General features: G+C 47.5%; 21 protein-coding genes, 5 tRNA genes and 1 pseudogene. 13 read left to right on the forward strand and 14 right to left on the reverse strand.

The features are described from left to right. Positions 1-5 precede the first annotated feature (5 nt). From HER31_RS06255 to HER31_RS06280, 6 genes and pseudogenes are all read left to right on the forward strand, one after another. Positions 6-2090, forward strand: coding sequence for a serine/threonine-protein kinase (locus HER31_RS06255; RefSeq protein ID WP_168659761.1), 2085 nt, complete (start codon positions 6-8; stop codon positions 2088-2090). A 160-nt stretch (positions 2091-2250) separates the two neighbouring features. Continuing rightward, the gene (locus HER31_RS06260) at positions 2251-2973 is read left to right on the forward strand and encodes a winged helix-turn-helix domain-containing protein (protein ID WP_168659762.1); all 723 of its coding nucleotides are present in this window, start codon (positions 2251-2253) and stop codon (positions 2971-2973) included. Between the two features lie 100 nt (positions 2974-3073). Next, positions 3074-3164, forward strand: a tRNA-Ser gene (locus HER31_RS06265). Positions 3165-3511: 347 nt separating this feature from the next. Continuing rightward, positions 3512-3919: pseudogene (locus HER31_RS06270) on the forward strand (IS3 family transposase); the annotation flags it as partial. 345 nt (positions 3920-4264) lie between these two features. After that, positions 4265-4355, forward strand: a tRNA-Ser gene (locus HER31_RS06275). 5 nt (positions 4356-4360) lie between these two features. Further along, positions 4361-4448: transfer RNA gene (locus tag HER31_RS06280), tRNA-Ser, on the forward strand. A gap of 160 nt (positions 4449-4608) precedes the next feature. Here HER31_RS06280 and HER31_RS06285 read toward each other — a convergent pair. Together HER31_RS06285 and HER31_RS06290 are read right to left on the reverse strand one after the other, a co-directional pair. Continuing rightward, positions 4609-5535, reverse strand: coding sequence for a sensor domain-containing diguanylate cyclase (locus HER31_RS06285; protein WP_168659764.1), 927 nt, complete (start codon positions 5533-5535; stop codon positions 4609-4611). A 226-nt stretch (positions 5536-5761) separates the two neighbouring features. After that, the gene (locus HER31_RS06290; RefSeq protein ID WP_168659765.1) at positions 5762-6112 is read right to left on the reverse strand and encodes a DUF2750 domain-containing protein; all 351 of its coding nucleotides are present in this window, start codon (positions 6110-6112) and stop codon (positions 5762-5764) included. 147 nt (positions 6113-6259) lie between these two features. Between HER31_RS06290 and HER31_RS06295 the strand changes: the two genes are divergently transcribed. Further along, entirely contained in the window at positions 6260-7537 is a 1278-nt protein-coding gene (locus HER31_RS06295) for an integrase family protein (protein ID WP_168659766.1), read from the forward strand. Positions 7538-7859: 322 nt separating this feature from the next. On the opposite strand, the gene HER31_RS06300 is transcribed toward HER31_RS06295, so the two are convergent. The 3 genes from HER31_RS06300 to HER31_RS06310 all read right to left on the reverse strand — a co-directional run bounded on the left by HER31_RS06300 (position 7860) and on the right by HER31_RS06310 (position 10665). Further along, positions 7860-8258, reverse strand: a complete 399-nt coding sequence (locus tag HER31_RS06300) for a DUF3069 domain-containing protein (RefSeq protein WP_168659767.1) — start codon at positions 8256-8258, stop codon at positions 7860-7862. Between the two features lie 133 nt (positions 8259-8391). Next, entirely contained in the window at positions 8392-9525 is a 1134-nt protein-coding gene (locus HER31_RS06305; protein WP_168659768.1) for a Card1-like endonuclease domain-containing protein, read from the reverse strand. Positions 9526-10191: 666 nt separating this feature from the next. Beyond that, complete coding sequence (locus HER31_RS06310; protein ID WP_476702613.1) at positions 10192-10665, reverse strand: DUF2798 domain-containing protein; 474 nt, start codon at positions 10663-10665, stop codon at positions 10192-10194. Positions 10666-10798: 133 nt separating this feature from the next. Here HER31_RS06310 and HER31_RS06315 point away from each other — a divergent pair, with 133 nt between their 5' ends. Further along, positions 10799-11227 carry a helix-turn-helix domain-containing protein gene (locus tag HER31_RS06315; protein ID WP_168659770.1) on the forward strand — a complete coding sequence of 143 codons (429 nt, stop codon included), beginning with the start codon at positions 10799-10801 and terminating at the stop codon, positions 11225-11227. A gap of 85 nt (positions 11228-11312) precedes the next feature. Here the strand turns inward: HER31_RS06315 and HER31_RS06320 are convergent, their stop codons facing one another. Then, the gene (locus HER31_RS06320; protein WP_168659771.1) at positions 11313-12206 is read right to left on the reverse strand and encodes a LysR family transcriptional regulator; all 894 of its coding nucleotides are present in this window, start codon (positions 12204-12206) and stop codon (positions 11313-11315) included. 112 nt (positions 12207-12318) lie between these two features. On the opposite strand from HER31_RS06320, the gene HER31_RS06325 reads away from it, so the two are divergent. Further along, positions 12319-13278 (forward strand): MBL fold metallo-hydrolase, encoded by a 960-nt coding sequence (locus HER31_RS06325; RefSeq protein WP_168659772.1) that lies wholly within the window; start codon positions 12319-12321, stop codon positions 13276-13278. Positions 13279-13398: 120 nt separating this feature from the next. Here the strand turns inward: HER31_RS06325 and HER31_RS06330 are convergent, their stop codons facing one another. The 5 genes from HER31_RS06330 to HER31_RS06350 all read right to left on the reverse strand — a co-directional run bounded on the left by HER31_RS06330 (position 13399) and on the right by HER31_RS06350 (position 17695). Then, complete coding sequence (locus HER31_RS06330; RefSeq protein WP_168659773.1) at positions 13399-14880, reverse strand: carboxypeptidase M32; 1482 nt, start codon at positions 14878-14880, stop codon at positions 13399-13401. A gap of 179 nt (positions 14881-15059) precedes the next feature. Continuing rightward, positions 15060-15135, reverse strand: a tRNA-Val gene (locus HER31_RS06335). Positions 15136-15178: 43 nt separating this feature from the next. Then, positions 15179-15254: transfer RNA gene (locus tag HER31_RS06340), tRNA-Val, on the reverse strand. Positions 15255-15342: 88 nt separating this feature from the next. Beyond that, complete coding sequence (locus HER31_RS06345; RefSeq protein ID WP_168659774.1) at positions 15343-16326, reverse strand: DUF3080 family protein; 984 nt, start codon at positions 16324-16326, stop codon at positions 15343-15345. A gap of 10 nt (positions 16327-16336) precedes the next feature. Beyond that, a complete protein-coding gene (locus HER31_RS06350; protein WP_168659775.1) occupies positions 16337-17695 on the reverse strand; it encodes an MATE family efflux transporter in 1359 nt (452 codons plus the stop codon). A gap of 45 nt (positions 17696-17740) precedes the next feature. Between HER31_RS06350 and HER31_RS06355 the strand changes: the two genes are divergently transcribed. Beyond that, positions 17741-18355, forward strand: coding sequence for a riboflavin synthase subunit alpha (locus HER31_RS06355; RefSeq protein ID WP_168659776.1), 615 nt, complete (start codon positions 17741-17743; stop codon positions 18353-18355). A gap of 7 nt (positions 18356-18362) precedes the next feature. Here HER31_RS06355 and HER31_RS06360 read toward each other — a convergent pair whose 3' ends face one another. The 3 genes from HER31_RS06360 to HER31_RS06370 are packed head-to-tail and all read right to left on the reverse strand — an operon-like array spanning position 18363 to position 20177. Further along, a complete protein-coding gene (locus HER31_RS06360) occupies positions 18363-18569 on the reverse strand; it encodes a CPXCG motif-containing cysteine-rich protein (protein WP_168659777.1) in 207 nt (68 codons plus the stop codon). A gap of 2 nt (positions 18570-18571) precedes the next feature. Then, positions 18572-19321 carry a pteridine reductase gene (locus HER31_RS06365; RefSeq protein ID WP_168659778.1) on the reverse strand — a complete coding sequence of 250 codons (750 nt, stop codon included), beginning with the start codon at positions 19319-19321 and terminating at the stop codon, positions 18572-18574. Further along, positions 19308-20177 (reverse strand): fructosamine kinase family protein, encoded by an 870-nt coding sequence (locus HER31_RS06370; RefSeq protein ID WP_168659779.1) that lies wholly within the window; start codon positions 20175-20177, stop codon positions 19308-19310. The genes HER31_RS06365 and HER31_RS06370 overlap by 14 nt, the downstream gene beginning before the upstream one ends. A 307-nt stretch (positions 20178-20484) precedes the next feature. On the opposite strand from HER31_RS06370, the gene thrS reads away from it, so the two are divergent. From thrS to rpmI, 3 genes are all read left to right on the forward strand, one after another. Further along, positions 20485-22419 carry a threonine--tRNA ligase gene (gene thrS / locus HER31_RS06375; protein ID WP_168659780.1) on the forward strand — a complete coding sequence of 645 codons (1935 nt, stop codon included), beginning with the start codon at positions 20485-20487 and terminating at the stop codon, positions 22417-22419. Between the two features lie 3 nt (positions 22420-22422). Further along, positions 22423-22968 (forward strand): translation initiation factor IF-3, encoded by a 546-nt coding sequence (gene infC / locus HER31_RS06380; protein WP_168663194.1) that lies wholly within the window; start codon positions 22423-22425, stop codon positions 22966-22968. Positions 22969-23060: 92 nt separating this feature from the next. Further along, positions 23061-23258 carry a 50S ribosomal protein L35 gene (gene rpmI / locus HER31_RS06385; protein ID WP_168659781.1) on the forward strand — a complete coding sequence of 66 codons (198 nt, stop codon included), beginning with the start codon at positions 23061-23063 and terminating at the stop codon, positions 23256-23258. Positions 23259-23267 lie beyond the last annotated feature (9 nt).

The raw sequence follows: 23267 nt of genomic DNA on the forward strand, positions 1-23267 counted from the left end.
ACGCCGTGGATATTGAGTCACAGCCGGCACTGATAAAGAAATACTTCCAGCAAGTGGCTGCGCTTACCGCTGAGCAGCAAGCTCCTTTTTTGGATGCACTACCAGTGGATATCCGTGATGAGGTGCAACAGCTGGTCGATCAAAGTGCCTGCTCCCGGGCGTATTTTCAGTCTGTTTCGGAATCTATTTTTGGAGCCGAAGAGGTGATCAAGGCCGATCCTTTTGATCTATGTGGATCGAGCATCGGCGATTATCGCGTAACTGAAGTGATAGCCAGCGGCGGTATGGGGGTTGTATATCGCGGCTTGGATATGCAGTTGCAGCGCCCCGTGGCACTAAAGCTACTTATCAGCACCGATGGCCATAACGCAGTCGGCCGGCAACAATTACTACGAGAAGCCCGTGCTGTTAGCCGTTTAAGTCATCCAAATATTGGTATCACTTACGGCATAACATCATCTGAGCGTCAGCAAGACGTTATGGTGATGGAGTATTACCGTGGCGAGACTATTCAACAAAAACTCGATAACAACAGTATTGAACCAGCGAAGATTCACGCTTGGGTACTGCAGCTGTTGTCTGGCCTCAAACATGCGCACCAGCATGGGCTCATTCATCGCGATATTAAGCCAAGCAATCTTATGGTTACCGAAGATGGCAGCATTAGGATCCTAGATTTTGGATTAGCGATAAATGGCAATGATGGGGCCGTGCGACAAGGCGAAGGCACCACCGCCTATATGAGTCCCGAGCAGATCCGCCTGCAGCCAATAACCCACGCGACTGATTTGTGGTCTGCGGGTGTGGTGTTACTGGAATTAGCAGTGTCGGTGGGGTGGCTTGATAGGGTTAACGCGTATACCTGGGCGCAGAATCCGGCGATTAGTAGCAATCGTGGGCCGCAATGGCTTCAGCAGCTATTAAACCAACTGTTGATTTTAGATGCTGAGCTAAGAGTTGCGACACCCGCGGCGATTAGTAAACCTAGCGCTAGTGTGTTGTTGGCACTGTTCGCTAATATACGACCTTGGTATTCAGCCGCTGTTGCTGCCGTGGTTATATCGATTAGCGCGCTAGCGCTGGAACCAGTTGAAACGCCGATCCCAAGCCACAAAGTGGTTAGCCTTTATGTTGAAGCTAAGCCGACTAAAGCTGAGCAAGCGTTCATATTCGAACTCAACCAATGGCTCAAATTTGTTGACGGCAATAGCCCTAAGCTCAGTTATCTTGGTATCGAATCTAATCAGCAACCACTGGAGGGTGAGAATGTTCGGCTTACTCTATCGGTGCAGCACCTAGAAGCGGGTTTCACTGCTAAGTTGACTGCGACTAACGACCAGCAGCAGCCCTATCGCCGTTGGTTACGACACACTGCATCGGTTCATCCAAATCTAGTGCTGCAAGATCTTCGTAGTGAATTAGCCTTGTTTCTCGAGATACCACTAGAACAGGCGGTCGCTCTTACACCGAGCGCTTCTTTTGCTAGCCTCGAAGCCTTTAAGCTTATGACCCAAGTTAATGGTGAGCTGGCGGCTATTCAGCAGCAACTTATTACCGATTTGGACCAGCTTACGCACCTTGAGTCAATATTGATTAAAGCGAATGAGATGGAGAGTAATGCCGCGATAGATACTGGATTAGCCACTATCTACCGACTTAGATATGAGCATGATGGCGCTATTGAAAATCTGCAAATGGCACAGTTTTTTATAACTAGTGGCTTCACTAAAGACAGAAAATTACTGCCAGCATACATTGAGATGACGCGGATTTTATTGTTAAAAGGGGAGGTGGCCACCGCCATCACGACATTATCGTTGGCGCTCGATCTGTATCCAAATCATTGCGATCTTCATTTTGCTTTAGCAGAAACCTATTTAGCCATTGAGGATATAACAGCGCTAGATAAGGCATTGCAGGTTTACCAGAAGGTTGCCCCCTTTGATTGGCGGGTGTACAACCTGTTAGGCAAGGCTGCAATTGCGCGTGATGATCATAATGAAGCGTTAAAGCAATTTAAGCACGCGCTTGAGATCCGTCCCAATCAACCATTTATTCGCAATCAAATAGCGCAAATTCCATCGGTATAGATCGGTCAACGACTCGGCTTGTTACTGCGCTGATTTATCGTTGTCGTTTTTGTTATCGGTAATATTTGGCAAATAACCACATAATCTCTGAGCTGGTTAGCTTGCGGCTGTCGTTGTTATCTACATACCGACTGATTTTGCGTATCAAGTGGAGATGATTATGGCGCGGGCACGAGTATGTTCTTCGGCGGCACTGGGGTTGATCCCTGTGTTTGCATTGGTTCCTGAACTTCGGCGCCATTCGTTACAACATATTGGTGAGGATTCGGAGCTTAGGGTTCGCTTCTTGAAATCAAATCTGGCTTTATTGCAAACGTTATCAACCGAATCTCCTTGCATCTATCTTATTGAAGCCGGTGAAGACACACCGTCGACGGCAAGCCAGTGTAAGCTTATTACTAAAACCAATTGTGTAGTTATTACCATTATTAGCTCGATAGAGCTTAGCGCCAATAGGGTTAGTTGTTGGCAAGCGGGGGCTGATTTGGTTTTAGCCGGCAATTGCCAAAGCGAAGAGATCCTGTGGGCGTGTCGTAACCTCTATAAACGGCTTAACCCTGCTCATTCAGCTGTTGGTTATAAATCAGTTCCAAAGTGGAAGTTTGAACGGCAGACCTTACGCATTGTCCGTGCCGATGGTGCATCGGTACGATTGTCGAGGAATGAAGGGAAGGTTATGGTTGCACTGAATGGCGCTACTAATCAGTTAGTTCGTCGTGAAACCTTATGGCGACTGCTTGATAGGTCCGACTGGCAATACAGCGACCGCACTCTCGATGTGCTGGTTGCGAGGATTCGGACAAAGCTACGTTCGATAGAGATCGATTCCGCGGTTATTCTTACTCATTACGGTGCTGGCTATGAACTTCGGATTAATAGTTAACCGCAAACTGGCGGATTGTTAGACTGAGGTTTTAAATCATAGAATTTATTAAGAAAAAGGCTTTACAGTAGCGGCTGAGGCCACTAATATTCGCGGCGTCGGAGGGATGGCAGAGTGGTCGAATGCACCGGTCTTGAAAACCGGCAGGGGTTTATAGCTCCTCTAGGGTTCAAATCCCTATCCCTCCGCCATATCAAAAGATTAAGCCGCTGTTTTTACAGCGGCTTTTTCGTATCTAGAGTTTCGAAAATCATCTTGCACATAATAGGTGGCACAGGTGTTTGTATTGAGACTGCCAAATAGGGTTTATTACACGCGTATCGCAACCCCGCTTCAACTACGTGAAAGCGGCTACCCTAAATCAAATTCTCCCTTGTGACCCGCAAGACCGCCTAGCTGAGAACGATAAAGCAGGGTCGGTAGTCCCCGATTAACTAACTGATGTCAAAGTAGAATTTTCTCGTAGGTTAAACACAGGAGATTCGAAAATGAAAAAATCGCGATACACAGACAGCTATATCATGGCCATGACATCATTATTTGCTTTGCTTGCCGAGTGTTTTCGCTAAGTGAAATCTTCTATCGATATCAGCCCAAGTTAACCAATGAAAACACTGAAATTGAATCTTGGCTTATCATGCTAACCGAAGCCGAGAACGATTTGGGCTTTGGCCTCTGCTGTGATTACTTACGCAATGTGAAGGTAAATCAATGGAACCACAAACATGTTTACCCCATCTACTGTGAACTGGCACTGAACCTAGGCATTTACCCTAAGGCCAAACTGAAACGTAATGTTCCAGAGCCACTAAAAGAGCCAGTACGCGCTAACCAATTATGGTCTGTGGGCTGCATACATGACCAACTAGCTAATGGTTGCAGTTACCGCTTGTTTTACATTATTGATGATTTTCGGCGTGAAGGACTGGCGAGCGAAGCTTGGTTTTAATTGGCTGTGTAGCAACTAAGTGTTCTTCTTCTTCCTAATACAGTTAAAGCACTGGCTAGGCGAGTCGCGATACCAAGGGCAAAGCACTACTGCTATTGATCTTCTGCGACCTAAGGCAAAGGGGGGCGAAGCTCCCCCCTTAATGCATATAAGAATGTGCCGTCGCGACCGCGCCTATAAAATTGGCGAGATAACTTAGCTGGCTTTTTAACCGGTTAATTTAAGTTGGCAGGCAATAATGGCTAAAGATAAATCAGTTGAACCCAACTTAGTTTGTCCTTTAGCCAATTGAATCATAAAGCCTTTATTTCCCCGCAGCGCTAGACTACTATGCATTTCGTCGGAGGGATGGCAGAGTGGTCGAATGCACCGGTCTTGAAAACCGGCAGGGGTTAATAGCTCCTCTAGGGTTCAAATCCCTATCCCTCCGCCAATTTAGGTGAGCTGGCCGAGTGGCTGAAGGCGCGCCCCTGCTAAGGGCGTATATCGTAAGGTATCCAGGGTTCGAATCCCTGGCTCACCGCCATATATAAACAAAACCCGCTAACTCAGAAATGAGCTAGCGGGTTTTGTCGTTATGGGGCCAGGCTGATTGCGCAACAACAGTGTGGATGTGACCTTAATTAGATAGCGGTTGTCTCTTGGGTTATTGCTGGGGCGAATATAGGTTGCAACGGCGGCGGTAGTTAAGCGCTCGAGTAGGTATTTCGACCGTTGCGTTTCGAACGGTACAACGCTTCATCAGCACGTTTATAGATGTCATCGATGTTACGGTCGTCAGCTTTGAAATGACTGATACCAATGCTGATCGACAACGACAGTTCGGGGTAGGTCTCGTTAGTAGCAGCACAGACAATCCGATTTAAACGCCTTGCTAGGGCGATTGCAGACTGGGTGTCATCACTTTTATGGATAATACCAAACTCATCACCTCCGAAGCGGCCCAGGATGTCGGTTTGACGTAGCTCGGACTGACACAACTCAGCCACTTTACGGATAGAGTTATCACCACATTGGTGGCCAAAGGTATCGTTTACTCGCTTGAAGTTATCAATATCTAACAGCAAAAAGCTGGAGTTTTGCTCATAACGCCCAAAGGTGTAGAAAGCGTCCTTAAGATGACTGAAAAGCTTGCGCCGATTCAACGAGCCAGAGAGGTGATCAATTTCCGATTGGTACTTGAGTTTCTGCTCAAGTTCGTAGCGCTCTGTAATGTTGCGAGCGACCCATACAACCGCAGGTTCGCCATAGCGAGCTGAATGGATTGGCGCGATGCGACCTTCAAAACGTTGCCGTGCTGAAGGTTGGGATGAGGTTAGTCGATCATAATTGAGGTCGTCATCCCCAAGCGAGTATTCGAAGACCGTCAGTTTATCATTTTCCAAGGTCTGTTGAATGATCTCGAGGAAGTGCTGGCAGATTTGTGCAGGTAAGACGCTAGCCAGAGTCTTACCCTTCAAAGATTTAGCCTCAAGATAGATGCTGGAATCCGGTTGCCCCAGTACTTCGACATACCGTCCAGACATGGTTAATACGAATAATAGATCGGGCAAAGCTGATATAATGGCAGCATATTCTTCGTACTTCTCGATACTTGAGCCTTTGATTTCCATAATGTTTGTAACGTCCACAGTTGCGTAAACGCATTATTGCATAGGTCGAGAATAATTAATCATGTAGCCTGTGGATTATTGTGAGTTAAATCACACCAATCAGTGTCAAATATAAGTTGAATCGACTATTAGGATCGCAATACTGCGGCAACAACATTTCGCCCCAAACACAAAAAACCCGCATTTAAGCGGGTTTGTTGTGTTTGGGGAGCTAATAAGGCTCAGATTAGGCTTCTTTGTCAGCCAGTAGCTTAGCTAAGGTGAATGGGTCGGTTTCCTCACCGGTTAGGTCGGCATTCCAATCAATACCTACCAACACACCATCTTCGTCTAAGCTTGGCAGCCATTCGTCAAAGAAGTCGTCGATTGCAACCGCGACAGCCTTGTACTCAGACCAATCTTCAACACACAGTGCCTGTGCATTAGCTTGTGCGGAGAATAATGGCATTACGTCGGTGTTTTCAAATTCGATGGAATCCACGACAACGTACTCGTCACCAGCACTTAACACCCATAGCTGGCGCGCTTCAATTACGGCGGCGGTAAAGTTGGCTAAATTGGTTTCTGATGCGGACATGTTTGGCTCCTATGTTTGTGTGAGCGGATCCTCCCCCATGTTTGCCCTTGGCGCAAGCTAAACCCGCTGATTATGTGTGAGTTAGTGCTTTGCATTAGCGCTGGGATCTGAAAGGATCAACCTTCAAGGATTGAATAGGGCGTTTCTATGGATAAACTTCCCCCAAAACAACAAGTTCTCCTGTTGTTGGAGCAATGCTTACAAACTGGGATCCGCGGCCGTTTAGCGGAAGTTGTTAAGCACGCGCGCAATGAAATTGAACGCAAAGACGAGTTTACTGACGCCTTTTATCGCCAGGCGAGCATAGACGTGTCTGATCCGGCCTACCCGGGCTTAGTTTTTAAGGTGGCAAAGCACAAACGGCGGTGGGTCTTTCGCTATACCCCAGTCGGGGCTAAATCGACCAAACAACAGACACTAGGCTATTTCCCCGAGATGTCGGTAGCACAAGCTAGGGCGGCGTGGCACGAAGTCAAATACCCACACAGCGACGTGCTGCAAGAGCCTATTACAACTTTTTCGGTTAACCAACTGATTGAGCATTACCTGATATATGCCCAACAATACCGAAAAGAGTGGCGGGCGGAGCGACGTTTGCTGGAACGTTTTCTGGGTGATCGTTATGGCCATCATGACGTCAGTGAGGTTGACACCAAGGTTATAGGTAGGATTTTAGCAGCGGTAGAGCAACGCGCGCTTGATGCTGGGCATCAAGGTCAACGAGCGAAGGAGAGTGCGCTAACGCTGTTACGGCATTTATTCGATGTTGCTCGTGGTAAAAGCGAATATTTGGCGCAGGGAGCGCCGTGGATCGATGCTGATCTGGCTAACCCCTGTGAAGGGCTCAGTGTAGAACGACAAAGCCAATCAGCGGCGCCATTATTTGCCGGTGATGTTGGACGCTACCTAAAGGCGTTAGTTGGCCTGCCGATCAATGAAGACGTGAAGGGTCTATTGATGCTCCAACTAAATTTACTGTGTCCATTTTCGTGGCTATGCAAACTTGAGTGGCAACATATTGATTGGCGCCGCCAGTGTATCGCCTTACCTAACGAACAAGGCCGTCTGAACTGGTTGCCACTATCGAGCAGTGCGCTGCAGTTTTTAGAGAATAGAAAGCGACAGCAGCGGGGAACTCAACCGTGGGTATTTAGTGCCCTTAAGCATCACCATAAACCGATGCCAGCACGTTACCCAAGCGAACTACTTGCTTCTCTTAAACAACATCTTCAGTTGCCTGACCAATTTACCGCAACCCAAATTTGTCAGTTCGGTCACTCTTGGCTCGAGCAGCAGGGTAGTGTATTGGCCAAAACTGGCTTGCCCATCTCGGATGCGCACTTTCAGTTGCTTGATCAACGACAGTTGGTCGCAGCGGCGGAGCAATGGCATCAGTATCTCACTAATTTACGTCAATCCAGCTAAGTTACACAATGTAACCATTGTTGTAACTAATGTAGTTTTTATAGGCGTTAAGCAAAAGTAATCCGACAGTCGATCGCGTTAAGTGCCGGTTAGGGCGAAAGCATTCGAGTTGGGGTAATGGCATTTAAAATGCCTGTGACAACGTTTGGCGTGATATGGAATAGCAAATTACCCCGGCGGCTTATTGACCTTAGGATGGGGTTGGCGGCGTCTGTTGAGGGGTTAGTAAGGTGGCTATCTAATTTACTCAGTGTGCTTTACTGGGTAAGACCAAATGACCAAGCTGGTGCTTGGTCATTTTATTCGTAGGCGCTGGATCAGATTACGCTTTGAAAGGGGCAATCAGTTCGTTGCGAAGTGGGATGTCACGACGAGCGGCCTTTAGATCTTTAATCATCATTTTGATGCCTTGAGAAAACAGCTGTTGCATCATTGCGTCAGCTTGTTGCTCATCGGCTTCTGCATCGCCTTCGTTGGTTTTCTCAATCATCTGCAGCAACTCTGCACACGGGCCAACTAAGGTGTACGACACAACCGCTTGAAACTGTTCGAACGACTCTACAACCTTTTGCGCGCTGCCTGGCAGTTTGTCCCATTCGGCACGAAGTGGTGCTTCAACTGCATTGTAGATGGTTGCTACACCTTCATACTGCTCAGGTACGGCTTGCATGAACTCTAGAACTTGTTTGAGTTCTGCTGGGATTTTAATGGCGTCTGTCATGGTAAAACTCTGTCAAATTTGAAAGCGCGTATGATAGCCGATTTCAGCTAAAAGTCAGAGTAGAAGCAGGCTAAGGGGACAAATCGTTTGGTAATATCACTGTTGCCTACATACATTGGTGGTCATTAGTGGCTTAAGCATCATCCAACCAGCGCATTAGAATGCCCTTTAAGCTGTGAATTTGATTAAGCGATATAACACTAATGCCTAAGTCTTTGGCGCGGTCAATACTGCTTGCGGAGAGGGGTTGGTAGCTAATCAACATGCCTTTAGCCCGCCTTCCACCAAGGCTTTTTACTAGGGTATCGAGTTTGTAAATGGCCTCTTGAGACGACTCGCTGCCCATACGTTTAGTTTTGCACTCAATTAGGTGTAGCCGGTTGTTGGCGAGCAACATTACGTCGATCTCATTACGAATAGCTTGTTGCTTGTACTGACGCTCGACTTCGACACTTTGGCCGTGGTCCTGAATGGTCGAATAGGAAGCCGTTAGTGCCTTCACTTCAGCGTAAACCCATTGTTCGAGCCAAACCCCCATCGCAAATTGGCGAGCTTTTAAATTGGTAAATTGTACTGATGAGGAGGTGAGCGTCGATATTAATCCAAGCTCTTTCATATCCTTAAGTAAGCGAAACAGGTTCGGATCGTTAAAGTTTTTGTTGATGTCATTGGCGTGGCTTTTATTAGCATAAGTAGCAATGCTGTTTAGTTTTCCCAGCCCAGTAGCCAACTCTTTCGCGTGGGCAGCCCAGTCATTACCCAATTGTTGGATCTTTTTTTCAGCACGGAGCTGCTGATGGCGCCCAATAAGAGTAGAGCCATGCAGCAATAAGAATTCTGGGATCGTCATTTTGTCTGCTATTGGGTGGCTGCTTCTCGTCGTAGGAGCAAGCCAGTGTAGCTGGTCGCGTTGATTATCAATTACGTAGCTTTGGATCTTGAGCGATTGCGCGACCTGATAAGCGCAGAGGGTGATGAGACGATCGCCGGTAGTGGTGTTAAAATAGATTTCCGTTGTCTGGCTAATCAGAGCGGTTAGTTCGTCGGAAAAATAGCGTTGGATGGTATCTATATTTTCAAACTGGCCGTAGGGCTTAACTTTTACGTTGATACCGCGCTGTTCAAGCACTTGCTTTACCAATAGCGCCGATTGCTGTTGTGCGTTGGCACAGAACAGTACCAACTGGTCGACATCGATTGAATCATCTAATAACGGTGTGACGATGTGTACCGGATCGCGACCATAAACGCAGCAGTGCGTTGCCATAATTTGGGTGCTCAGTAACCTCTACAATGACCTAAATATTGGTCGATTCAATTGGATACGACCAACTTATTGATCACATCTTTGATGTTGTAATGGTTGCTGCGTTTGTTAACTTGAGTTAATTCGCTACTTTTCAAAGAGTTAAGTTGTTGTTGGGTTGGCTGAAGCAGTTTATTAGCCACAAGCGAACTATTAGCTGTTAGCCAAACCTGCAAATCTACCTATCTAGAAAACAGTTCCAAAGCAGCGGGCTACCCAATGCACGCACCAAACTACAGTGTTTACGTCGTTTGTTTCATTGCTGCGATGACATGTGCGGGCTTTATGGTTTTTTTGGGGGGCAGTAACTTAAAAAAGTTGGCTGTGTTGTAGTTAGTTGCTGAAGTTTATATCAAACCTTCGGCCGACCGATTGTGGTGTTTGCGAGAGACTATGTCGGGGTGGCGACGGCACATGGTTGTATGCATTAGGGGTGAGGTTCGCTCCCCTTTGGAATTCCCCTTACCTTAGGTCGCAGTCCAAAAGGCTTTAATGGACTGCTCCAATGCGGCAGAAGATTAATGGCGATTATGCTTTATCGCTGGTATTGGGACGCACCTAGCCAGTGCTTCAACACTATTGGTTGGTACAACACTTAGTTGGAACACAGCCAAAAATTGAGGCTAATTAAGTTATTGCTACGGCTACGGCTGGTGGGAATAGCTTGAAGAATATCGCCCGGGCGATAGGGCCGACGATAAGGAACTGTAATGGAAACGCCATAACAAGGTTGAGTAAAAACGTTTTACCATACGCCAATAGCAATGGGTCTTGATAACCTTGAATAAGTGTCGCGACCAGTGACATTGAAGCACACATGAATAGCACCATTAGAGCAGAGATAAGCATGACGCGTTTGATAAAGGGTGTGTGTTCATTGGTTAATCTACTGACGATCTTTTTTACTACCGGCGCAACCAATACACATTCAATAACAAGCGCTGTAAGCAATATCATGATGAATTGGTTCGATGATAGCGCGTTCATTACCCCTGCAATCCCCGGCGAAAGTAACCACGAATTATATATCGTCATTCCTACAACCATAAGGAAACAAACCATGACTGAGAAAACCAAGTTTTCATATATATTTTTGCCCATAAGCCCTCTAAACTTTAGTGTCAATTAAGTTGACAATAATAGAGGCGCCACGATTAATGTCAACTTGGTTGACGGTATTGATCGAGCTTCGATGGAGGCATCGACTCCGGGTTACCACAACAAAGAGTAAGATATGGATAATGAAGGTTTTTTGAATTCCTTGGGGCTGGTTGATCTCATTAGTGAAAAACACAAACAGCTAAGAGCTAGAATGATGAAACGGGTAGAGCTGCAGTTTGGCAACGTTTTTTCGCAAATGGATATTTATCTAATCAGTCTTGTTGAGTATGAAGCCATGAGTGTCAGTGAATCGGCGCGATACATGAATATCAGCCGACAGGCGGCACACAAACACGTTAAACATCTGGTCAGTCTTAACTTTGTAGATCTAACCATTTCTGAATCCAATCGGCGTGAAAAAATCGTTAGCCTCACCTCATCGGGTAAAGAACTGAGCCAGCAAATCAATCAGATAAAAAGTGAGCTCGATGCTGAACTGAAGGACAGCTTGGGCGATGCGAGCTTTGACAAACTTAAGTTACTTCTCAAAGGCGACTGGTAATGGATAGCCAGCACCTTGGCGTAAAGGGCAAATTGATAGCATACCAACAACCTTAACGGTTTTACTGCTGTTAGTTATTACAGAGTCAAGTTGCGGCAAACTCTGCTACCAGAAAATCGAGCAGTTTGTGGGCTCGCTTGGCAAGATGCTGGCGTGACTGATAGACAATATTTATGGCGATATCACCTATTACATATTCTTCCAGTAGGGGAGTCAGTTGATGGTTATCGATATAAGGCTGGACAATTATGGAGGGTAAGCAAGTGATTCCCTCTCCAGCGATTGCGGCTTCTAAAAGCACCATTACGTCATTGGATTTGAATTGACCCGACACTGAAACCTGGATGGACTGATCCGCTGCTGTGGATTTATTGTGTAGATATAAACTACCGCCTAGATTGGTGTGCAACAGGCAGTTATGGCTGACTAAGTGGCTCGGGTTGGTTGGTGTGTTGTGTTGCTCCAAATAACTCGGCGCCGCACAGATTGTAGAGTCACAAGTGGTTAACTGGCGACAGACCATGCGCGGATCGAGCTCTCGACCAACTTGGATAACCATATCAAAAGGCTCTTTTGCTAAGTCAATGTTGCGCTCAGTAAGTGTCAGTTCTACTTGGATCTTAGGGTAAAGAGTAACAAATTGGCGTACTAGTTTTGCAATATGCGATTGCCCCAAAGAGACACTGCAAGCCACTCTAATTAAGCCTTGCGGCTCAGAATCGTCGCTATTGGTAATATGGGTTACATCATCATTTAACGATAAGATTTGCTGGTAGTATGGCAATACGTCTTCGCCCGCACTGGTTATCTGTAACTTGCGAGCATTGCGACTAAGCAGCTTCACTCCTAATGACTTTTCAAGTGAGGCAAGGTGTCTTGTCGCCATGGATCTAGACATCTCAAGTTTACCGGCGGCTGCGGTTAAACTTCCTAAATTTACGACTGCGACAAACACCCGCATACCGGTTAGTTTATCCATGGTTACCTCATTAGCGTTCGATTTATGCAACCGATTGTGCCACATAATGCGGTTTATCCGTGCATATAAAGCAACTATCATCGTTTTCATTGACGATGATAGGTATTGACTAATGTTTAAGCTTTTAACAAATTTAGCCGCCACTTGCTGCATTTTGAGTTCAAGTGTATTCGCCCAACCTTTAACACCTGCGGATCTTGAGGGCTGCCCATCGGCAACTATCAATGCTGCATTCTCCGAATTTGGCCGCACCGGTAAGATGGATCGAGAGCTTCACCGTTGGCTCAATGATGCACAAGCACAACATATCGAGCCTTATGAAGCGTTCGATAATGTCTACTATGTCGGTGTTTGTTGGGTGTCATCTTGGCTAATAAAAACCGATGAAGGTGCAGTCTTGATTGATACGCTTACCGGGCCGTTTTCCGATCAGCTTATCCGCAATATTGAGAGCGTCGGGGTACAACCAGAGGACATTAAATTGGTGTTGATGACCCACGGGCACTTTGATCACACTGGTGGTGCCAGCAAGTTAAAGGCGTTATCGAACGCTCAATTTGTTATGACCGAAGAGGGATGGAATGAAGCGTTTGAAGACGCAAACAAAAGACCAAAGGCATATTGGGACAATCGCTTTTTAGCTGAAGCGGATATCGTCGCTAAAGACGGCGACTCGTTCACTGTTGGCGGCAGAGAGTTTACCTTGCTAAGTACTCCTGGCCATACGTGGGGCACAGCATCTTATGTGTTTGATGTTGCAGACGGTGCCAATAGTTATCGAGCCATCTCGATTGGTGGTTTAGGGCTTAATGCGATAGGTGGGCCAGAGCAGGTTGAAGCCTATATTGAAAGTATCGAGCGAATTGAAGGTTTGGTTGAAGATAATCAACAGCCAATTTCGGTTCACCTAACGGCACACCCTTTTAGCAACGGTATGACCGAAGCCAGCAAACTGATTGAATTAGGAAAGGCTAGCCAAAAGCACCCCCTTGATGACAAACAAGGCTTAATCGAACAGCTGCACCAGCTTAAGAAAGGCGCACAACAGCGCTTGATTGTCGAGCAACAGTAACTGCTAGTGGCGCCCAATCGCCCATTTAGGCCGTAATAGTTAAATGATGTGCACTTCCAGTTAATCGAGCGATTATAACTAGAAGTGCACATGCTTATTTGAATCTCTATTTAGCGCTATTTATAAATAACGCGCCGCTAGGTGAGCCTTAAAGTGGTTGGCGTTGAGTGTTTCGCCAGTGGCTTGTTTAACCAGTTGGTCGGTGGTTAATAGACTGCCTTTACTCCAAATATGTTGCTCTAACCAGACAAAGATTGGCGTCAAATCACCACTGCGTACTGCCGCGTCAACGTCGATTGTTTGTTGCATTGCTGCCATAAATTGTGCCGCGTACATGGCGCCAAGTGTGTAGCTTGGGAAGTAGCCAAAGGCCCCGTCAGTCCAGTGGATATCTTGCATACAGCCGTCTTTAAAGTTGCCTGCGGTTGATAGCCCAAGGTATTGCTGCATCTTACTATCCCATAGCTCTGGGATATCTTTGTGATCCACTGCGCCATTGATAAGATCTCGTTCAATCTCGTAACGGAGGATCACGTGGGCAGGGTAGGTTAGTTCATCGGCATCAACACGAATAAAACCACGCTCAACCTTGGTATAAAGTGCTTGGAAATTGTCGGCACTGAGCAGCTTGCTGTCTTGCCCGCTGAAATGCTGATGCGCATTGTTAGCTAGATGTTCGATAAAGGGGGCGCTGCGACCTAACTGCATCTCAAAGAATAGTGATTGCGACTCGTGGATCCCCATAGAACGGGCTTCGCCGGCAGGTTGGCCTGCGAGTAATTTCGGTAACCCTTGTTCATAGCGAGCATGGCCAGTCTCATGAACAATGCCCATCAGCGATTGCACAAATTCAGACTCAGAATATCTGGTGGTGATGCGAACATCTTGCGGCACGCCGCCGCAAAAAGGGTGGACACTTTCATCAAGGCGACCGTGGTTAAAATCAAATTGCAGTAGCTGCATTATTGATTGCCCTAAGGCTTTTTGTTGCGCCGCAGGGAACACACCACTTGGTTCAATACAGCGCTGCTGTTGCTGTTTTTCCAAGGCGCTGTTGATCATCTGTGGTAACCACTGTTTTACGTCACCAAACAGGGTATCTAAGCTTGTACTGGTGACCCCTGGTTCATAGATATCTAGCATCGCATCGTAACAAGACAAGCCGGTTGCTTCGGCGCGGATCTGCGCTTCCTCGCGGGATAGCTTTACCACTTCAGCCCAATTCTTTTCATAGCCGTGCCAATCATTGCTGCCACGTTGAGTCCGCCAAGCGTGCTCACACTTTGAACCAGCTAAGGACTTCGCCTGCACTAGAGCCTCAGGCAGAATTGTTGCCTGTTGCCATTGGCGTTTCATCTCCCGCAGTGCTGCACTGTCGGTATCGGTTAAGGTTTCGGTTTCTGCTTGGGCGTACCACTCGGTTAACTGTGGCTGAGTCTGCAGTTGATGAATATGAACCGATAATGCCGCCATTGCTTCGGATCGAGCTTGGTTACCGCCAGCTGGCATCATAGCGGCTTGGTCCCAGCCACAAATGGCAGCCAAGTGGTTAAAGTGGGAGATTTGTTTCGCGTGTTGTTGTAATTGTTTGAATGCGGTCATCACTACTCTATCTATGCCAAAAAGGTACCTAAGTACCTAAAACAAATGAGATGTCATAGTAACGGCATTTAGCGCTGATGCTAGCGGCAAAATGTTACCAACTGCCTCAAATATTGCTGGGCAGAGCTACTGTATTGTAGATGCAAAAAGCCCGCTCAGTTGAGCGGGCTTTTTGTGGATGGTGCGTCCTACTGGGCTTGAACCAGTGACATCCGCCATGTCATGACGGCGCTCTACCAACTGAGCTAAGGACGCTTTGTTCTTGCATCGACAAGCGAAAGCACATCGATTGATAATTTGGTGCGTCCTACTGGGCTTGAACCAGTGACATCCGCCATGTCATGACGGCGCTCTACCAACTGAGCTAAGGACGCGATTGCTTAACAGCGGAGCTATACTAAAACGCCTTGCAGCTAGGCTGCAAGGCTTTCTTACGGTTAGCGTGATCGATTGCTGTTAGTTTCACCAACTTGATGACATTGCGTAGTTTTGTCCGTTTGGTAGGGCGCCGCATTGACCCAATAGCTGCTGCCATGATTGGCTGTGGCGGTCGATAGCAAGCTGGAACTGGCCACGCAAACTGGTTGGCTCGTTGCTGAGGTAAAAGTGAAAGTAGGGCAGATCTGGCCACGGTGACAGCAATCGTTGCAATGCTTCATTCACTTGACGATCAGCACGTTGGATCTCAACCAGTTTCGGTTGTATCCGTTTGGCGTAGATTTGGTGCAACACGTTATTGAGAATGGTGAACTCTGGTTTGCCGCACAGCGTCGGTTTTGCCGCTGCGAGCATCTGAGTTGCTTGGTTTAAGCCGTCGATAGCGTTAACCATTGCTCGGTGTAGTTTTCTTGGTTGGCGTTGGTGATGCAAGGTTGCTAGCGCTTGTTCAAGGTGACGACTGGGTACCGACATCGACCGTTCCGGATCGGAAAATATCGCTTTCAGTTCAACCAGCCCATACAGGGTTTGGATAAACTCACTACTGATGGAGTGAGCTGGGTAACTGCTGGCGTCGAGGTTATGCCATATCTCATCACTTAGGAGCATTAATCTAGCGCTGTAGGTTGGGAGTGACCGACGCTTATCGGATAACACTTGTTGCCGTAGTTTAATGCCGGCATCGTCCAATTGTTTTAGGTCGCACAACTGCAGTAAGTGGCCTAGTTGATGGTGATAGATAAGCTGCTGTGAGGGGGGAGCGGTTTTACCAAGCTGGGCGTTATGTTCGCCAATCAGGGTCATGACTCCGCAAGGTTTTAAAGCAAAGCTCTCGTACAAGCCGTAGTGCGTTGGTGTGGGTAATTCAAATTGGTGGCGCTGCGGTTTGCTGGGCAATTGCAACTGTACGTCATTTCGTTCGGATTGCAGTACCCGTTCGAGCCGCTCGAGGTAATCGTCGTAGTCGACATTATTACGCTGACACGCTGTCAGCGTAATAATCAACACAGCAAGGAAACTAGTTCGCGTTAGCCACCGCATGTCGTTTCTGCACCACCTTTAGTCGGACGATCAGCATTATTGCTGCGCTGCTTAGTCCGGCAATAAAGCCAATCCAAAAACCATGGGCGCCCATTGCCGGTACGATCCAGTCGGTAAGACCCAATACGTAGCCAACGGACATGCCGATCAGCCAGTAGGCGATAAAGGAGATCCACAACAACGGTAATGTGTCTTTATAGCCACGTAGACAAGCACTCGAAACTACCTGTATTGCGTCGGAGATCTGATAGATCGCACATAGCAACATTAGCTCGACCGCTAAGGTGATTACCAATACATCGCCGGTATACAACTCAGCGATAAACTGAGCACCTATTAGCGTAATGGCGGCAGTAATTGCAGCGAGGATGACTCCAAGAATGATGCCGATCTTCGCAACCATGGCGGCAATTTCAGGCTTACCCTGTCCTAAGTAATAGCCGATCCGAATGGTTACTGCGATGCCAACGGACAATGGAATGATGAAAATAAGGGTCGAGAAGTTCGCTGCCACCTGATGGCCCGCGACCTCAATGGCGCCAAGTGGGGCGATCATCACCGCCACAAACGCAAACAGTGTCACTTCGAAAAATATCGCCAGTGCCACCGGCAGGCCGAGTTTCCACAGCATTTTTTGAGCCGCGCCATCAAAACGAGAAAACTCATGGAATAACTGGTAGTGGCCAAAGCGCTTGCCCCAACTGACGTAACCTGCCATTGCTAGCGCCATGACCCAAAACACGATGGCGGTAGCGACACCACAGCCAGCTCCACCCATCGCTGGCATGCCTAGATGCCCATTGATGAAGATATAGTTGGCTGGAATGTTGATAAGCAAACCGGCGAAGCCGATCACCATTGAAGGTTTGGTGGTCGATAGTCCTTCAGTAAAGCTTCGGATAACGATAAACAACAAGAAACCAGGCACGCCCCATAACACCGCATCAATGTAACCGACGGACAGATCGTATAGCCGTGGCTCGAGATCCATCTGAGCTAAAATCAAAGCAGCGTTTTTCAGTAGCAGCATCGCCACAACGGAGCTAATCGCGGTGAGATAGAGCATCTGGTGGATAAGCGGCCGCAATTTGTGTTCTTGTTTCGCCCCGTGGTATTGGGCTATAACGGCGGGTGTAGCCATAAGAACACCACCAAACAGCAGTACCGTCGGTAGCCATAGACTGGTACCAACCGCTACGGCTGCCATATCGACTGCACTAACACGGCCAGCCATTACTGTATCGATGAATCCCATCATCGTTTGGGCGATTTGCGCAATGAGCACTGGAACTGCTAGTTGCACCAGTTTTTTGACTTGGTAGCCAGAGTTATGCATTTTGTACTGCCATCATTCTTGTATTAAGTAGTTCGAGATAATTTTATGTTTACAGGCATCGTACAAACCTGCGCTCCCGTGGTCGATATCATCGAAAAGCCACAGTTACGTACCCTGGTTGTGTCGTTACCAGAAGGATTAAGGGATAACCTAGAGATCGGAGCAAGTGTCGCCAACAACGGAGTGTGTTTGACGGTGACCGAGCAGCGGCATGATAAGGTGTTTTTTGATGTGATGGAAGAAACGCTTAGCAAGACCAATTTGGCGGCGTTGCAAGTCGGAGATTCGGTTAATATTGAGCGCTCTTTAGTCTTTGGCAAAGAGATTGGCGGCCATTTGGTTTCTGGCCATGTGCATACCATGGCCACCCTCGCTGAGATTGAACAAAGTGACACCAATTGCCGCATGCGTTTGCAGGTTGAACCACAATGGATGAAATACATTTTGCACAAAGGTTTTGTGGGAATAGACGGGTGCAGTTTAACCGTTGGTAACGTTGATGCACACGGCTTTGATATCCATTTGATCCCAGAAACACTGCGGTTAACTAACCTGTCCGAGCGTCAAGTTGGCGACGCCATCAATATTGAGATCGACAGCCAAACCCAGACCATTGTTGATACCGTTGAACGGGTACTAGCAGCAAAAAAGCTTAGCTAGACCTAAGTTAATAATACTGCTCATCTCCAGCATCGACGAACAACCTCATCTGCTGATGTTGTTCGTCGATATCAACGCGCAAATTGATGGCGTTACAACAAACCACACAATCGTCGATAAAACTCTCCTCACCACCACTGGTATCGAAAGCAACACGTGTCGTAGCGCCGCAATGCGGGCAGTTAATGTCGTGGATTTGATTACCAAGTTTCATGCTTATGCTCCGGTTAATGCCCCAAGCGAACGGCCACCATCGACAGCAAGGACCTGTCCGGTAATGTACGGCGCATCCTTAGCTAAAAACAGGGTTGTAGCAGCGATGTCCTCAACCCGTCCTAATTGACCCAATGGCACCTGTTTAAGCAGCGCCTCTTGAGCGCTCTGATCTGGTGTTTGGTTAGGCCACAAAATGGCGCCGGGTGCGACACCATTTACGCGGACGTTGGGTGCCAGCTCGAGCGCTAACGATTTGGTCATCATCAATAGCGCCGCCTTAGCCATGCAGTATAGCGTGTGTTGTTGCAAAGGCGTGTTGGCATGGACATCAATGAGGTTGATTATCGCGCCATGGTGTTGAGTCAGTGTTGGCGCCAATGCTTGGCTTAAAAACAGCGGCGCATGCATATTGCTGCCAACCAAATCGGTCCAGCTTTGGTCGGTTATTTCACCAACTGGGGTAGGGTAAAAACTGGAGGCGTTGTTGATCAACACATCAATTCGGCCATAAAGGGCAAGCGCTTGACGGGCAAGTAGGACGGCACCACCGCTGGCGGTTAAGTCTTGTACCAGTACTGCCGCACTATCTGGCCGCTGGTGGTTAAGCTCTGTTGCAAGTTGGTTGGCGTCGTCAACCGAATCTCGGCAGTGGATGATGGTACGGTATCCAGCGCTATGGAAGGCCCTGATAATGGCAGCACCAACACGCTTAGCGCTGCCGGTAACCAGAATGACTTTAGTGTTGCTCACAAAGCTGTTCCTGAATCAATGATTGGCACTGTTGTAGGTAGCTGCCGCCAAAAAGATTAAGATGATTGAGCAAGTGGTAAAGCTGATAGATCGGCTTACGTGCTTGATAATCGTCTGGTAGCGGCCATTCGGCGTTATAGCCGTGGTAAAAATCAGTTGGTAATGGCGAGAACAGCTCGGTCATGGCGATATCGGTTTCACGGTCGCCATAGTAGCTAGCTGGGTCGAATAGGGCACCAACCCCATCCACAAAGGCGATGTTGCCACGCCACAGATCGCCGTGAAGCAGTGACGCTACTGGTTTATGTTTGCGTAACTTCTCTGCACATCTACGGACAATGCTATCGCAGCCGCCAAAGTTGTAGCCCTTGTCTTGCGCCAATTTTAGTTGCCAGCCAATTCGTTGTTCAGCAAAAAATTCAGCCCAATTGTTTTGCCATCGGTTGGGTTGAACGGTGGTGCCAATATAGTTGTCTTCGTCAAAGCCAAATTGCGGCTGAGTTTGGGTGCGGTGCAACTGGGCTAACTCTTGGCCAAAACGGTACCAATCGGCTTTGCTGCCATTACCAAGGTTTAGGTGTTCTAGTGCGATAAATGAGTTGTGCGAGGTTGTGCCTGTGGTTACAACTTCTGGCACTACTAGCCCGGTTTGCTTACGCAATAGCCGCAGAGCATGGGCTTCAGACTCAAACATCTCAACATTGTGCTTGTCGCTCAGCTTTACGAACAGGGCACAATGGTGGTCGTTAATTTTAAAGGCTTGATGAATATCTCCACCAACAATGCTGTGTTTCTCATTGATGGCAAAATCTCGACCAAGTGCATCTGAAATCTGCAAGCCTATTGCATTCCACATAGTGGCAACCTCCGAACATCAACCTACTGTCTTGGTTGTATCATAATCGCTGCAAAAACAAAGTCGACAAGGACAATATTTGCTTAATAATTGCACCAGTTACTTCAATAGTAGTCGTTAACCCTTCGCCGATTACTGCAATCGCCAGCGTTATCCTTGTTCCACTGTGTTTATCTAAGTAAACTCTCTGAGTTCGAGGTGGTTAGCTGGCTTTGGTAAGGTTCAGGGCTGCTTCGAGTAATTTAACCAAATTCAAATATTATACTCATGTGGCCCTTGGTGTGGGTCACCACTGATGGAGAAAGTCATGCCGATTATTACCCTTCCTGACGGTAGCCAACGTCAATTCGATCAAGCCGTATCTGTAATGGATGTTGCCCGCGACATCGGCCCTGGCCTAGCAAAATCATGCTTGGCAGGTCGCGTTAACGGTGAGCTGGTCGATGCTTGTGAGCTCATTGAGAACGATGCTGAACTTGCCATCATTACCAGTCGTGATGAAGAAGGCTTAGAGTTCATCCGCCACTCTTGTGCTCACCTTATTGGTCATGCAGTTAAACAGCTATGGCCAGACGCCAAGATGGCGATTGGTCCTACCATCGACAACGGTTTCTACTACGATATCGATCTTGAGCACCGTCTAACCGACGAAGACTTAGTAACGCTTGAAAAGCGTATGCTTGAGTTGGCCAAGAAAAACTACGATGTGGTAAAGAAAACCGTAAGTTGGCAGGAAGCACGCGATGCATTCGAAGCTCGCGGCGAAACCTACAAAATCGAAATCCTTGATGAGAACATCTCCAAGGACGATCGCCCAGGTTTGTACCACCACGAAGAATACATCGATATGTGTCGTGGCCCACACGTACCAAACATGCGCCACTGCCATCACTTTAAGTTGATGAGTGTTGCTGGTGCGTACTGGCGTGGCAACTCTGACAACAAGCAGTTACAACGTATCTACGGTACCGCTTGGGCTGATAAAAAGCAGCTTAAGGCTCACTTGAACCGTTTGGCGGAAGCAGCTAAACGCGACCACCGTAAAATTGGTAAGGCTCAAGACCTGTTCCATTGGCAAGAAGAAGCGCCGGGGATGGTGTTTTGGCATGCAGATGGTTGGACAATCTACCAAGAACTTGAGAACTACATGCGTAAGCAGTTACGCAAGTTCAGCTACGAAGAGATCCGCACGCCATTAATTATGGATCGTGTAATGTGGGAACGTTCTGGTCACTGGGACAAGTACTCCGAGATGATCTTCGCCACTGAATCTGAAAAGCGTACTTACGCCGTTAAGCCGATGAACTGTCCGGGCCACTTACAGATCTTTAAGCAAGGCTTAAAATCTTACCGTGACCTGCCGTACCGTATGGCTGAGTTTGGTCTGGTTCACCGTAATGAGCCTTCAGGCTCACTGCACGGTTTGATGCGTGTTCGTTCGTTTACTCAGGATGATGCCCATATCTTCTGTACAGAAGAGCAGATCCTTGATGAAGTGACTTCGTGCATCAAGATGGTATTCGATACGTACAAAACCTTTGGCTTTGAACAGATCGATATCAAACTGTCTACCCGCCCAGAACACCGTATTGGTGCAGACGAGCTGTGGGACAAGTCTGAAAAGTCGTTGGCTGATGCACTTGAAGCCAATGGTTTGGATTACGAACTGCAGCCAGGAGAGGGTGCGTTCTACGGTCCTAAGATCGAATTTACACTGCACGATTGTTTAGACCGTGCATGGCAGATGGGTACCATTCAGTTGGACTTCTCTATGCCGCAAGCAGATCGCTTGGATGTGAGCTACGTTGCAGAAGACAACACTCGTAAAGTGCCTGTAATGATTCACCGTGCTATCCTAGGGTCTCTTGAACGCTTTATTGGCGTATTGATTGAAGAGTTTGCCGGTAAGTTACCTACTTGGCTGTGTCCAACACAGGTTCAAGTAATGAACATTACTGACAAACAAGCGGATTATGTTCGAGAAGTTGTAGAAATTCTCAATAATCGTGACATTAGAGCAAAAGCCGACTTGAGAAATGAGAAGATTGGCTTTAAAATCCGCGAACACACTTTGAAGCGAGTACCGTATCTTTTGGTCTGTGGAGATCAAGAGATGGAAAACGGTGAAATCGCAATTCGTACTAGAAATGGTGTTGACCTGGGTAAGATGACAATCGAGCAATTTGCCGATGCGCTTACCAAAGAGGTTAACAACCGTAGTCTTAATATGCTGGAGGAATAAGCGATTAAAGGCGGAAGAAAACAAGGTCCTGTAAGTAAAGACCGTAATGCTATCAACGGTGAAATCCGTGCTCGTGAAGTACGTTTGATTGACGCCGCTGGTGAACAAGCTGGTATTCAGAGCTTAGATGTAGCTATGCGTATGGCTGCAGCAGCTGAGCTGGATTTGGTAGAGATCTCTCCAAATGCTGAACCGCCGGTAGCCCGCATCATGGACTACGGAAAGTTCTTGTACGAAAAGAGTAAAGCTGCGAACGAGCAGCGTAAAAAGACCAAACAGATCCAGGTTAAGGAAGTTAAATTCCGCCCTGGAACTGATGTAGGCGACTATCAGGTAAAACTACGCAACCTGACTCGCTTCTTGGAAGACGGTGACAAAGTGAAATGTACACTTCGTTTCCGTGGTCGCGAAATGGCGCACCAACAATTGGGTTTTGACCTGCTAAATCGTATTAAAGACGATGTAGCAGAGATTGCCCAAGTTGAAGCTTTCCCGAAAATGGAAGGCCGCCAAGCCATTATGGTTATCGCACCTAAAAAGAAACAGTAAGAGCCTACAAGTAATAAAGCCAGCCGAGGCTTAGGTCTCGGCTGCTTTTATTCGCCTTACGTTCATTAACTTAACAATGCGGAGTATTCTTCATGCCGAAGATGAAATCCAATAAAGGCGCTGCAAAGCGTTTTAAGAAGACTGCCTCTGGCGGCTTCAAGCGCAAGCAATCACACCTGCGCCACATCCTTACCAAGAAATCCACTAAGCGTAAGCGCCATCTGCGTGCTGGCGCAATGGTTGCTAAAACCGACGTGGCTTCTGTGCAGCGCATGCTGCCGTACGCATAATTGACTGGT

Source organism: Ferrimonas lipolytica (genome assembly GCF_012295575.1).
GTDB lineage: Bacteria > Pseudomonadota > Gammaproteobacteria > Enterobacterales > Shewanellaceae > Ferrimonas > Ferrimonas lipolytica.

Bases quoted from the DNA above. Each gene is read 5' to 3' on its own strand.
- HER31_RS06290 (WP_168659765.1), bottom strand. From the start codon at position 6,112: ATGTCCGCATCAGAAACCAATTTAGCCAACTTTACCGCCGCCGTAATT.
- HER31_RS06355 (WP_168659776.1), top strand. From the start codon at position 17,741: ATGTTTACAGGCATCGTACAAACCTGCGCTCCCGTGGTCGATATCATC.
- HER31_RS06315 (WP_168659770.1), top strand. From the start codon at position 10,799: ATGGATAATGAAGGTTTTTTGAATTCCTTGGGGCTGGTTGATCTCATT.
- HER31_RS06370 (WP_168659779.1), bottom strand. From the start codon at position 20,177: ATGTGGAATGCAATAGGCTTGCAGATTTCAGATGCACTTGGTCGAGAT.
- HER31_RS06300 (WP_168659767.1), bottom strand. From the start codon at position 8,258: ATGACAGACGCCATTAAAATCCCAGCAGAACTCAAACAAGTTCTAGAG.
- HER31_RS06320 (WP_168659771.1), bottom strand. From the start codon at position 12,206: ATGGATAAACTAACCGGTATGCGGGTGTTTGTCGCAGTCGTAAATTTA.
- HER31_RS06295 (WP_168659766.1), top strand. From the start codon at position 6,260: ATGGATAAACTTCCCCCAAAACAACAAGTTCTCCTGTTGTTGGAGCAA.
- rpmI (WP_168659781.1), top strand. From the start codon at position 23,061: ATGCCGAAGATGAAATCCAATAAAGGCGCTGCAAAGCGTTTTAAGAAG.
- HER31_RS06325 (WP_168659772.1), top strand. From the start codon at position 12,319: ATGTTTAAGCTTTTAACAAATTTAGCCGCCACTTGCTGCATTTTGAGT.
- HER31_RS06330 (WP_168659773.1), bottom strand. From the start codon at position 14,880: ATGACCGCATTCAAACAATTACAACAACACGCGAAACAAATCTCCCAC.
- HER31_RS06260 (WP_168659762.1), top strand. From the start codon at position 2,251: ATGGCGCGGGCACGAGTATGTTCTTCGGCGGCACTGGGGTTGATCCCT.
- HER31_RS06350 (WP_168659775.1), bottom strand. From the start codon at position 17,695: ATGCATAACTCTGGCTACCAAGTCAAAAAACTGGTGCAACTAGCAGTT.
- HER31_RS06360 (WP_168659777.1), bottom strand. From the start codon at position 18,569: ATGAAACTTGGTAATCAAATCCACGACATTAACTGCCCGCATTGCGGC.
- HER31_RS06285 (WP_168659764.1), bottom strand. From the start codon at position 5,535: ATGGAAATCAAAGGCTCAAGTATCGAGAAGTACGAAGAATATGCTGCC.
- HER31_RS06310 (WP_476702613.1), bottom strand. From the start codon at position 10,665: ATGGGCAAAAATATATATGAAAACTTGGTTTTCTCAGTCATGGTTTGT.
- thrS (WP_168659780.1), top strand. From the start codon at position 20,485: ATGCCGATTATTACCCTTCCTGACGGTAGCCAACGTCAATTCGATCAA.
- HER31_RS06305 (WP_168659768.1), bottom strand. From the start codon at position 9,525: ATGGCAACGCACTGCTGCGTTTATGGTCGCGATCCGGTACACATCGTC.